We start from the raw sequence: 13,224 nt of genomic DNA on the forward strand, positions 1-13,224 counted from the left end.
GCACCGAACGCCATAAAGGAATAAAAATACACAAATTACGAATAATCATGCAATGAGGGTGTGCCGTGGTAAAGGAACGCAGAACTGAACTGGTCCAGGGATTCCGCCATTCTGTTCCCTATATTAATGCCCACCGGGGAAAAACGTTTGTCATCATGCTCGGCGGCGAAGCCATTGAACATGAAAACTTTTCCAGCATCGTCAACGATATTGGCCTGCTTCACAGCCTGGGCATTCGCCTGGTCGTAGTGTACGGCGCACGTCCGCAGATTGACGAAAACCTGGCCGAACACCACCACGAGCCGGTTTACCATAAACACACCCGAGTCACCGACGCAAAAACCCTCGAACTGGTGAAACAGGCTGCAGGGCTGCTTCAGCTCGACATCACCGCGCGACTCTCCATGAGCCTGGGTAATACGCCGCTTCAGGGTGCCCATATCAACGTGGTCAGCGGTAACTTTATCATCGCACAGCCTCTGGGCGTGGATGACGGCGTGGACTACTGCCACAGCGGGCGCGTCCGCCGTATTGATGAAGAAGCCATTCACCGCCAGCTGGACAGCGGCGCGATTGTACTGATGGGGCCAGTCGCGGTTTCCGTGACGGGGGAAAGCTTTAACCTCACCTCCGAAGAAGTGGCCACCCAGCTTGCGGTTAAGCTGAAGGCAGAGAAAATGATTGGGTTCTGCTCCGCTCAGGGCGTGACCGACGACCTGGGGAACGTGATTTCTGAGCTGTTCCCGAACGAGGCTCAGCAGCGTATTGAAGCCCTGGAAAGCACCGGCGACTATCATTCCGGCACAGTGCGCTTCCTGCGCGGAGCGGTGAAGGCCTGCCGGAGCGGCGTGCGCCGCAGCCACCTGCTCAGCTATCAGGAAGATGGTGCTCTGCTGCAGGAACTGTTCTCTCGCGATGGGATCGGCACGCAGATTGTGATGGAAAGCGCCGAGCAGATCCGCCGCGCCACCATCAACGACATCGGCGGTATTCTTGAGCTGATCCGCCCGCTGGAACAGCAAGGGATCCTGGTGCGCCGCTCCCGTGAGCAGCTGGAAATGGAGATCGACAAGTTCACGATTATTCAACGGGATAACCTGACCATCGCCTGCGCTGCGCTTTATCCGTTCCCGGAAGAAAGCATCGGCGAAATGGCCTGCGTCGCGGTGCACCCTGACTACCGTAGTTCGTCCCGGGGCGAAGAGTTGCTGAACCGCATAGCCAACCAGGCGCGGCAGATGGGGCTGAGTAAATTGTTCGTGCTGACCACCCGCAGCATCCACTGGTTCCAGGAGCGGGGCTTCCTGCCGGTGGACGTTGAGCTGCTGCCGGCGAGCAAAAAAGAGATGTACAACTATCAGCGCAAATCAAAAGTGCTGATGGCCGACCTGACCTGAAAAAAGGGAAGGCATAAAGTGTGCCTTCCCTTGTCTTTTATTCTCCAGAGAAAATCGCCATAAGCCCGCTGCGGCGCTCCGTACGCGTGGCTATCGCTTTATTCAACACGCGTTCATCGGCATACAGCGACAGCTGCTTACGGGCGCGCGTGATCGCGGTGTACACCAGCTCACGCGTCACCACCGGCACAAACTGATTCGGCAATACCAACGCGGCGTGGTCAAATTCAGAACCCTGAGATTTATGCACGGTCATGGCGAAGGCCGTATCGTGTACAGGCAGGCGGCTGGGCTGAACGGATTTTACTGAACCATCCGGCATTGAAAACCAGACGCGAAGCCCTTCCTCACGCTGCAAAGCAATACCGATATCGCCGTTAAACAAGCCAAGCGAGCTATCATTGCGGGCAATCATCACCGGACGCCCGTCGTACCAGCGGGACAGCGCCTGCGAAGGCCGCTGAATCAAACGCGCCTGTACCAGCGCCTGCTCAATACGCTCATTCAGGCCGCTGACGCCGAAAGGTCCTTCACGTAAGGCACACAGCAACTGATAACGGCCAAAGGCATCAATGATCTCCGCAGGCGCGGCTTTCTGACGCACCAGCTGCAAATACTCGCCGTAGCCGCTGACCACGTCGGCAATCATCGCCGTATAATCTTCCGGCTCCAGCAGCGGCTGCAGTGAGATGTCCGTAAACCCTTGTCCAAACGCAGCTTTCACCTGCCTGCTATCGCTGGCATTAACGGCAAAGGCCAGTTGACCGATACCGGACTGACTGTCGAACCGATAGCTCTTACGCAGCAGACAAAGCCCGTCACGCAGCGCGCTCGCCCGGGTGCTCTCCCCTACGGGTACCTCACAGCCCGTGAGCCGATTTAATTGCTCCGCACGCTCAGCCGAATACCCGTCGTTCACGTAATGGCAGATATCGCCCAGCACCGCCCCCGCCTCTACGGAAGCCAGTTGATCTCTGTCTCCGAGGAAGATGACGCGGGCCTGCTCCGGTAAAGCATCAATCAGCCGGGACATCATCGGCAGATCTACCATCGACGCCTCATCCACCACCAGCACATCCAGGTGCAGAGGATTTCCGGCATGGTGGCGCAACCGCTGGCTGTTTGGCTGCGCGCCTAAAAGCCGGTGCAGCGTCGAAGCCTCTTCAGGCAGGCGCTTTTTCTGCTCATCGCTGAGCGGCAGCTGGCGCAGCGCACTTCCCAACGATTCCGTCAGGCGTGCGGCCGCCTTGCCCGTAGGCGCCGCAAGCTGAATGCGCACGGGCTGGCCATCGGAAAGCTGAACCAGCGCGCCCAACAGCTTTGCCACCGTTGTGGTTTTACCTGTTCCCGGCCCGCCGGAAATAACTGAAATACGTCGGGTCAACGCCACCGCCGCGGCCACTTTCTGCCAGTCCGTCTGTGGGCTGTTACCAAACAGCGCGTCGAGGATTTCGCGAAGCCGCGTCTCATCCACCGCAACATGCTGGTTATGTTCACCGAAGAAGGCCGCCACCCGATGCTCGTTGCTCCACATACGGTTGAGGTAAAGGCGGTTATCAATGAGTTTCAGCGGCGTGGGTTCGTCGCCCGAACTGACCGAATGGGAAGCCAGTAATGCGCTGTGCCAGCCCGAAGTAGGCTCCGCCTCGGCAAAAAGCTGAGCCACAAGTTCAGGATGTTTGCCAGCAAAGGCATATTCGGGCCTGATGCGCTCCAGCGGCAGGCAGACATGCCCCTCGCCTGATTCTCGGCTCAACAGCGCTGCGGCCAGCATAACGGCGGGCTGCTTATCGTTAGCCACCATCATGGCAAACTGTGAATCCAGCGGCCTGAGAGCTTTCAGCACCACCGCCTGGTTGAGTAGCTGAGACATACTCACTGTGGGATCTCCTCTGCTGCCCCGGCGAACAGCGCATCCATTGCTTCAACCAGTCTGACGTCCGGTCGCGTAGAAAAAATACCCTGCTCCGGCTTACCCTGCTCCACGCCTCGCAGGAACAAATAGATAACCCCACCAAAGTGCTGCTGGTAGTTATACCCGGCCATACGGTGGCGCAGGTAGCGATGCAGCGCCAGCGTGTAGAGCTGGTACTGCAAGTCGTAGCGGTGAGACTGCATCGCCTTCGCCATCGCCTCCTGGGTGTAGGCGCCGCTGTCTTCACCCAGCCAGTTAGATTTATAGTCCAGCAGGTAGTAACGCCCCTGCCAGCGGAACACCAGGTCGATAAACCCTTTCAGCATTCCCTTCACCTGACGGAAGTCCAAAGGCGGGCAGCCAGCAGACAGCGGGTCGTAATGACGAACCAGACCGTCTAACGCCGGCGCCTGTAGCTCATTGTCGATAGGTAAATAAAATTCCAGCTCCACCTGTCTCTCCTTCGCAGAAAGCAGGTTCAGGGCAACGCCGGTGTCATTGAGCGGCGCAGCAAGCACCTCTTCCAGCCAGCGGCTCACCACCGGCTCCCACTCGCCGCTAAACCCATTGGCAAGCAGGTGTTTTTCTGTCTCTTCAGGCTGTACTGGCTGTGTAAAATCAACCTCTTCGAAAAGGCTGTGTAAGAAAGTACCCGGTGAAGCCCCGCGCGGGAAAGTATGCGGCGTAAGTAACGGCTCACTTTGCTCCGGGGCTTCCCCAACGGCGTCAACGTCCAGGCGTGGCACGAAATCCAGAACCCGACTGCTGCCGTGCTGCTGCAGACCAGAATAACTGGTCACGCGCCAGTTATCAGTGATTCGACGCTTGAGCTGGCGGGCGGCAAGCTCGGGCAAAGCATCGGGCCGCGGCTGCCACGGAGTATCGTCCCCGGAAGAGAGTGTTTCAACGTCGATGGCTTCGCTTTTCAGACCATCAAGCGCCTGGCGCAGTCCCTCTGCATCGAGCGCTTCCCCTTTTTGCAGCAAATAGCCCAGCGCACTGAGGTGCAGGTCGCTGTTGCCTTTTTTGGCTCTCGAACCGCGGAACAACGGCGCAACGCCCAAGCTGCAGTGCCAGACGGAGCGGGTCAATGCCACATAGAGCAGACGCAAGTCTTCCGCCAGACGTTCTTCTTCGGCCAGCCCCAGGCTTTCCGCATCGTTGCTCAAATCCAGAAGTGAGGTAAAGGTGGTTCGGTCGTGATAAAGGCCGCTGCTCTGTGGGCGATAGTTGGCCACGAACGGCAGCCAGACCAACGGATACTCCAGCCCTTTGGATTTGTGGATGGTCACCACCTGCACCAAATGTTTATCACTTTCGAGCCTCAACTGCTGACTGGAAGCGTTGCTGTCCGGCTCGGCAATCCTCTGCGCCAGCCAGCGCACCAGCGCATGCTCGCTCTCCATTTCTGCTGAGGCTTCCTGTAACAGTTCGCTGATGTGCAAAATATCGGTCAGCCTGCGCTCTCCGCCAGGCGTGGCCAGCAGGTTTTCAGCTATATTTCTCGCCCCGATTAAGGCTCTTAACATGGGCATCACGCCCCGCTTAAGCCACTGCTCGCGGTAGCCAAAGAATTCGTCAACCAGATGATCCCAGGCCAGTTCGTCGTTGTTCAGAGACTCGATAGCATGGGCATCCAGCCCTAACATGGCTGTCGCAATGGCGCTGCGCATGGCCGTCTCAATTTCAGGCGTCAGTACGGCCTGTAGCACCCACAGCAGCTCACGTGCCTCAACGGTAGCAAACACCGAATCGCGGTTAGAGAGATACACCGAAGGAATATTCAGCGCGCCCAGCGCATCACGTACGATGGCCGCTTCTCCGCGGCTACGAACCAGAATCGTCATATCCGATGCCCTGAGCGGCCGGGCGTCATCCCCCAACCAAAGCAGCGCATCCCCCCGTTGCCCGGCGGTGAGCCAGTCTCGAATTTGCCGTGCACACTGGGATGCCATCGCTTGTTGGTAATCACTTACACCGACGCCATCCCCCGGCTGGAGCCACATTTTCACCGCCGACTGGCTTTCACCCTGGACCGTAAACCGTAGCCCACCGTTGCGGGGCGCTGATTTAACCGGCAGGAACGGGATCTGGCGGAATAAGAACGGGTTCTCAACCTGCTGGAACAGCGTGTTTACGCCGTGGATCATCGAGGGAGACGAGCGCCAGTTAGTGTCCAGTGTGTAGTGGGCACTAACTTCCTGACGCGCCTTCATATAGGTAAAAATATCGGCGCCGCGGAAAGCGTAAATAGCCTGCTTAGGGTCACCAATCAGCAACAGCGCGGTGCCCTGCTGCTTGATATACAGGCGGCGGAAGATACGGTACTGCTGCGGGTCGGTATCCTGGAACTCATCGATCATCGCCACCGGGAAACGGCTGCGGATCGCCGTCGCTAAGGCGTCGCCGCCGGGCTGATGCAGAGATTCATCGAGCCGACTCAGCATATCGTCAAAGCCCAGTTCGCCGCGGCGGCGCTTCTCTTGTTGAACAATATAGCGAATTTCCGCCATGGCTCTGGCAATCACCAGGTCACGCAGCGTTAGCGGCTCTGCAAGCAATGCGTCGATGGCGGTGAACAGGCTGTGCCGGGGCACTTCGCCTTTTTTGGTTTTCTCTCCAAGCGTGCTTTGCGCAAACTTCGCCAACGCCTCAGGGAGCTGATAACTGGTGGTTTCCAGCTGCGCCCACTGGCCAACAATTTCCAGCCAGTTTGGCAAATGTTTACTGCTGTAGCTGCGTTTATCCACGCTAGAATCGCTAATCAGGCTTGCCAGCTCACCCGCGGCTGCTCTCCATTGAGCTTTGACCCCGTCGATAGCGGCGATTATTTTTTCATGGCGAGCCAGCAGAGTTTCATCATCCGCCGGGGGCTGTTTCAACTGGGGCTGTTCACCCTGAAGCCAGCTATTGATATCCCTTAAAAGCGCTTCCGGCCCCGACCACTCCTCACTCATCGCCTGCGCCACAGGTTTTGGCAGCGGGTAGCAGTGACGCCGCCAGAAATCAGCACAGGCGTGACGGCGCAGCAAGGATTCATCCTCGAGTAGCTGCTGCTCGAACAGCATCCCGGACTCAAAAGCGTTGAGGCTGAGCATCCGCTGGCAAAAGCCGTGGATAGTGAAGATAGCTGCCTCATCCATCTGCTGTTCGGCTAACAGCAGGGTGCGGGCAGCGAGCTGCTTGTTGGTAATCTTGGCAAGTAAGTTTTGTATCAGTGGATTTTTGGTGCGGTTACGAATACAGGCGATGCGCAATTCGTGGATATTCGCCCGAATACGGCCACGCAGTTCTTCGGTGGCCGCTTCGGTGAAAGTCACCACCAGCAGTTCTTCAACCCCCAGCGGACGGGGGAAAGCATTCTCTCCCCCTAAGCCCAGCAGCAGCCGCAAATAAAGTGCGGCAATGGTAAAGGTCTTACCGGTCCCCGCGGAAGCTTCTATCAACCGTTCGCCGAACAGCGGCAAACTTAAAGGATCAAGGGGCTGCGCAGTTACATCGGTCATTATTTCTCGCTTACTAGTGGTAACGCCTGCTGCAGACTGCGTGCCCCCTCCCAGGTTTTCCACCCTTTTGGAGCTGCATACTCTGCTTTGCCGTTATGGCTGCCGGAAATCTGTGACAACACCGCCATCCCCTGGGGAGCTATCACCGCCTGATGGAAGAAATCAGCCAGCTTCTGCGGCGTTAATTTCTTAATTTCGGCTATCACTTTATCACGGGAATCAAACGCCATGTTTCGGCGGTCGAAATCTTTGCTAAGCTGCGCCGCTTCTTCCGCAAGCGTTTGAGGCGCCTGCTGCATCTGGGCAATCATCCCCTGCTGGATTTGGGCAAACTCGGCGTCGCTCATGCCGCGCAGCTTTTTCTCGATAACCGGATAAAACGCTTTAAACCGCTCATACAGGTAAGCTGGCTGCTTATCGCTGCTCTGAAGCAGGAACCCCACTCCCCACTGTCGACCAATGGACATAGGGAAAGCAAACACCGCATAACCAAGCTGCTCTTGTGTACGCAATTGATTATAGAACCAGGGCTGAATGATTTGCCCCAGCATTGAGCCATAGGCCGTGCTGGTGGCTTCGTTATAGCCTTTGGGTACATAAACCGCCGCCAGCGCCGAGTCGGTGCTGCTTCCGGCTTTTTCAAACATCGCCAGATGCTGCTTATTAATCAGCACATCGTCATTCCGGCACCATTCTCCCCCCTTCGGAGCCAGCTGGGCTTTGACGTTTTCCGCCAGCTGTTTGGTCTGCTCTGGAGACATGTTGCCAATGACCATAAACTCAGGCCGGGAATTGGTTTTCAACCGCTCACGATAATCCAGCACGTCCTTAAGCGTCAGCTCCGGCAGCAACGCCCGACGGGTACTACGCTCAAAATAAGGCACCTGCGAAACCATCTGCACCGGCGCAATCGCCTGCTCAAAGGCTTTGCCTTTGTCCGCCGAATCCATCATTTGGGCATACCAGGACTTGGCCTGATCCAGCTGTTCCTGCGTTGGGGTATAGCTGAAATAGCCCTTCAGCAGCGCTTCAAACAGCTGCGGCAGGCGCTGCGTATAGCCGTTGGCGTTAATCATCAGCCCGCTATTGGCGTTAGATGAGAAACTGATGCCGCCAACCGACGCCTGATTGCTGAGTTCATCCAGCGCAATGCCCGCAAGGTAATCATTGATAGCAAACAGTACCTGATTCTTCGCGCTGTTCATCACCTGTGGATTACGCAGCACAAGCGTCACGTCCGCTTTAGGCTCGTTACCAAAATAGCGGCTCGGCATATACACCACCCGCAGATCCGGCTCGTGGATCAGCAGCTCAGGATGGTCGTACTGCTTCTGTGGCTTATAAAGCGTGAAGTCATCGGGAATGTAAGGATTCAGCTGAGGCAGCTCAAGCTTGATAGCATCTGCCTTCTGCTGCCAGTCGGCATAGGTCTGCGCAGGAATTTTGTCAACTTCGTAAGGCGCATCAACGAAATAAGCCGTTTTATTGTGTGGCTCCTGCGGGCTGATATACCACACGCGGGCATTTTGCGGCGTCATCATATCCAGCCGCGCTTTAATCGCGTCAGGATCGTACTGGTCAGCGATATTTGCGGAATCTAACGTATGGGTGACCGGGACGCGCAGCATGGTATCCGCCAGCCATTCGATGTAGTCCATATCACGGGTGATGGACGGGTAACGGAAGTCGAGATCCAGCACGTGTGCAAGCTCGTCAAAGTAACGTTTATCGATACCTTTGGCGCGCAACTGATCGAGATAGCTGAATATCGCCGCAACCACCTGGTCACGATTGGCCAGGCCTTTATCCGTCAGGGAGACGGAGATGGCGAAAACACCGCTGTTACCGGCCACCATCGGGTCAGAATCCGCGCGAATGCTCTCCGCAAGCCCCTGCTTTTGCAGCCAATCCGACAGCGTATCATGGCTACGGTTACCGATCAGGTACCCAATCAGCTCATCGGTTTTGCTGCGGAATTTATCGCTATTGTTATCAATGCGAAACTCAACGCGAACCACCTTGCGCGGCATGACCGGCACATAGTGGATGAAGATCCCTTTTTGCGCGTCAGTCACCACCGGTACATCGATAACCGGCTTTTCGATATTTTTGTCAGGAACACGGCCGTAAGTTTCAGCGGCAATCTTCGCCAGTTCAGGCAAAGGCTTGTTGCTGTAGATAACGGCTTTCATCAGGTTTGCCGAGAAGTACTTATTTCTGAATGCCACCAGCGCGTCGAGCAACTTGCTGCCGGGTTTGTCACGCAGGGTTTCAAGGTTGCCGCCGGAGAAACGCGCCGCCGGGTGTAAAGGGTTGATGGTTTCGGCGCTAACCTGTGCCATGCGCATCCCGTCACGCGCACGGGCCATCGTCAACTCGGCGTTTACCGCGTTACGTTCACGCTCGGCATATTGTGCCGCGAGGTTAGGTTCAGCAATGGCGTCGGCCAGGCGGTCTACGGCACCGTCGAGCGCATCGTTTTCTACTTCAAGATAAAATGCGGTTCGATAGGTGGCGGTACTGGCATTGTGGCTGCCGCCATGTTTTTTGAGGAATTCAGACAGGCTATCCGGGTCCGGATATTTTTTAGACCCCATCAGCGTCATATGTTCCAGAAAATGGGCAAGCCCAAGGTGAGCATCTGGATCTTCCAGTGAGCCAACCGGCACCACCAGCGCTGACAGCGACTTCACCGCCTGCGGATCGGAAACCAGCAGCACGGTCATACCGTTATCTAAACGAATAGCCTGATACTGACGAGGATCTTTTTCACTTTTACGGATGGTGTCCTGAATCGGTTGCCATCCGTTATCTGCCTGACTGCAGGGTGCCCAAAGAGCAACGAACAAGAAAAGCGCGGTAAACCAGGTGCTGCATTTAGGCATTCACAAACCTCGTCTTCACTAACTTACTCATCATTAACAACTTTTCGAAGCTATCCGTCGAACGCCGTTGTTATACTTCGCCAGCCCTGAGCAAGAAATCGCATCATAATTGAACTCACCGGGCTGTGCAATTTTTATACAATCCTTGTTCAGGATTGGTTGAATCTGAACAGAGGCAGCAGGTAGCGCTCGGCCTCTGCGATAATCGCTTCGTAATACTCGGCATCAAGGGTACGGTACAAACGTTGCAGCCAAATATCAGTCCCTTCCCCTTCCACCATATGGTTTCCTTCCCAGGCAGCAAGCAGCTTAGTCCGGGCTTTCTGCTGCGTCTCCTCATCCCATAAAATGGCATCATTTTGTGGGTCATAACAGGTTTTTATCCACGCGCCACCGCTGTTATGCAGCAGCAGCAATGGCTGACGGAGACCTTCTTTATAACCCTCAATCAGTTGCAACAACCAGGCTTTAGCTTCGTCCTGTGCCATATGAGGGAAACGCCACTGTGAATCTTTGCGCCCGAACATTCGGCTTTCGCCCGAATAGCCGCTGGCACAGTAAACCAAATGTTCAATCCACAGCTGCATGCCATGAGCCACATTCAGCACCGAAGGGCGCCAGCGCAGCAAACCATCAGCCTGTACGTCCGACAGCCAGCCCGTCACTCTGGTTCCGTCTATGTGAAGATCCACTTCACAGCTTTCCCCTTTTTGCCGTTCGGCCAGCACTTTTTCAGCCAGCATTTGCATTTCATTCCGCTGGTTTTCCCACAAGATTTCACCGAAGGCCCCGTAAGGTAAAACGCCAGCTGCCCGGTAACGCACAAACAGCTGGTGCGGATCATCTTGCTGGACCAGAGCATTAAGCAGGTGCTGGTTTAACTGAAAACGATCGAGTACATCGAGGGTAAAAGGCTCTTCATCCGGCAATTCGGTATCTTCCAGGCGGAAGTTAATGCCGAGACGCATTTGGAAAAATGCCCGCACCGGGTGCCGCCAAAAACGCTGGAGCTGCTCAAGGGAGATGTCGTCCCAGGGATCCGCAATCAAAGGCTGAATAAAGTGGGCATGCGCTACGCCGCTGCCACTTGCCGCTGGCAGCCACTCCTGAGCAAAGCTTTGCCCATCGCCTCCGGCAAGGTAGTTGGTGCTGTCAAAAGGTGTTCGGGCATGAAGCGTGACCAGATGCTTTCTCACATGCTCACTGCTGTCATCTGCATTACATTCAGCATCTCCGGGGAGGTAGTGACTGCGAGCGATATAATCCAGCAGTTCTTCCACCAGCACCGACGGGTAACGCCTGCTGTTGTCCTGAATCGAACGGCCGATATAGCTGATGTACAGCCGCTGCTGGGCCGAAATAAGCGCTTCCAGGAACAGATAGCGGTCATCGTCTCGGCGGCTGCGGTCCCCGCGCTGCGGGTGCTGGCTCATCAGGTCAAAGCCCAATGGCGCAAGCGTTCGCGGATAGACACCGTCATTCATGCCCAGCAAACAAACGACCTTAAAGGGAATGGCGCGCATTGGCATCAGGGTACAGAAGTTTACCGGCCCGGCGAGGAAGCGCTGGCTGATGCGCTCCTGGTCAAGACGCTGGGCCAGTTCATCACGCAGCAAGGTTAATGACACGGGCTGCTGGTAGGCTGCATCAGTGCCTTTTTCAATCATCTCCTGCCACTGCTGCTCAATCAGCGCCAGTGCGGCTTCTGTTTCACCATCAGGCAGGAAGAAGCTGTTCAGCATGTCCCTGCATAGCGGCAACCATTCGTCTAAAGGGCGCTCCTGAGTTAACAGCTGACGCCAGCGGTTCAACTGCATCAGCAACTCCGCAAGCTGCCCCACCAGTTCGGCAATCAGGCCGCTGGACTCATCATAGGGCAGCACAGAATCCCAGACCCCAGCCTGGCTTTCCATCGCATAGCCAAGCAGCATCCGGGTCAGGCCAAACCGCCACGTATGCTGCCCGGTCGCAGGCAGATCCAGTTCTCGAACGTTGTCATCATCAATGCCCCAACGTACACCTGATTCATTCACCCATTTACGCAGATAGCGCAGCCCTTCTTCATCAATAGAGAAACGCGCCGCCAGGGCAGGCACTTCCAACAATGAAAGCACATCTTCTGCTGCGAAACGGCTTTCCGGCAAGCCAAGCAGTAAAATGAACGCCTGCAGGGCCGGGTGAGCCTGGCGCGCCCGACGGTCAGAAATGGCAAACGGCAGCCAACGCTCGTCCTTCGCGCTACCAAACACCGCCTGGATAAACGGACTGTAGCTATCAATATCCGCAACCATCACGATGATATCGCGCGGGGTAAGTTCTGGATCGGCCTCCAGCATCGCCAACAGTTGATCGTGCAGCACCTCAACTTCTCGCTGCGGGCTATGGCACTCATGGAATGTCAAAGAACGATCGTTAAGATCCAGCAGCCGTTTACCGTCACTGTGTTCATACTCCTCAGCCGTCAGCCCCAGCACCTGCGAATCTTTCAGCTCCAACAGGTCACTTTGCAGGCCGCGGAGAAGGTTATCGGGTTCTAAATCGACAAAAACATCGATCTCTTCAAAACGCTCCAGTTCGGAAAGCAAAAACGCGTAGTCGCGCCCTAATTTCCCCCAAGAGGCCAGCAAGGAATTCCCCACATCCTGCTCACCAAGCTCATTGAACAACGAAGAGGCATTGTCGTTGTCCTTAAACAAGGTCTGCTCTTGTTCTGTCTGATGCCGACGACGACGGCGGCTGACAAGACGAGCAAGGAACGCGGGATCTTTAATATCCCCCCAGTAGTAGCGGCAGGGGTTGGTAAATAGCACATGGACGTCGATATGCTTACCCAGCGCCTGCAGAGCCTGGAGGTACACCGGTGGCAGAGCGGAAATCCCACAAATAAAGACGCGAGATGGGAGTCCCGTCGGGCAAACCTCGCTTTTCTCAAGAGCGCTAATAAAGCGCTGGTAGAGATTGGCTCGATGCCATTCAGGCTGCCCCAGCTCAGCGGTGTAGCGCACCAGTTCCGCCCAGAGCGGAGCCTGCCAGAGCTGAGACTCTCCCACGCCTTCGACAAGCTCGCCCTTCTCCCAGCGACTTAGCCAGCCGGGACGATAGACAAGATACTGGTCATAAAGGTCGGCAATCCGGGAAGAAAGCTGAAACAGCTTACGGCTGCTGTCGTCTACCTGCAGATAGTGGCCAAGCATCTTGAACTCTGGCTTGTGGAGCATATTGGGGATAAGCGTCATCAGCTTCCAGCTCATGCTCTGCTTGTTGAAAGCGCTCACTTCCGGGATATCGGGCAATACCTTCACGAACATGTCCCAGATAAAGCTGGCGGGCAGCGGAAACTCGATGTTCGCCGCAATACCAAACTTCTGTGCCAGCGTCATTTGCAGCCACTGCGCCATCCCGGTGCTTTGCACCAGCACCACTTCCGGCTCAAAAGGATCCGGCAATGGCTGGTGCTCCACAATGAACTCCATAATGGCTTCCAGCACATCAAGGCGGTTGGAATGGTAGACACGCAACAT

General features: G+C 56.0%; 5 protein-coding genes. 1 reads left to right on the plus strand and 4 read right to left on the minus strand.

Annotation, left to right across the window (positions count from 1 at the left end; genetic code table 11):
• Nucleotides 1-65 precede the first annotated feature (65 nt).
• Complete coding sequence (argA, locus tag AAIE02_RS19605; protein ID WP_008458442.1) at nucleotides 66-1,397, plus strand: amino-acid N-acetyltransferase; 1,332 nt, start codon at nucleotides 66-68, stop codon at nucleotides 1,395-1,397.
• Nucleotides 1,398-1,434: 37 nt separating this feature from the next.
• On the opposite strand, the gene recD is transcribed toward argA, so the two are convergent.
• From recD to recC, 4 genes are all read right to left on the minus strand, one after another.
• Nucleotides 1,435-3,276, minus strand: coding sequence for an exodeoxyribonuclease V subunit alpha (gene recD, locus AAIE02_RS19610; protein WP_498533087.1), 1,842 nt, complete (start codon nucleotides 3,274-3,276; stop codon nucleotides 1,435-1,437).
• Nucleotides 3,273-6,818: an exodeoxyribonuclease V subunit beta gene (gene recB / locus AAIE02_RS19615; protein WP_498533088.1), complete on the minus strand. Its 3,546-nt coding sequence runs from the start codon at nucleotides 6,816-6,818 to the stop codon at nucleotides 3,273-3,275. The genes recD and recB overlap by 4 nt, the downstream gene beginning before the upstream one ends.
• The gene (gene ptrA / locus AAIE02_RS19620; RefSeq protein ID WP_498533089.1) at nucleotides 6,818-9,703 is read right to left on the minus strand and encodes a pitrilysin; all 2,886 of its coding nucleotides are present in this window, start codon (nucleotides 9,701-9,703) and stop codon (nucleotides 6,818-6,820) included. Before ptrA ends, recB begins: the two co-directional genes overlap by 1 nt.
• 149 nt (nucleotides 9,704-9,852) lie before the next feature.
• Nucleotides 9,853-13,224: an exodeoxyribonuclease V subunit gamma gene (gene recC / locus AAIE02_RS19625; protein WP_498533090.1), complete on the minus strand. Its 3,372-nt coding sequence runs from the start codon at nucleotides 13,222-13,224 to the stop codon at nucleotides 9,853-9,855.

The organism is Cedecea sp. Ae19-4, from assembly GCF_059801165.1.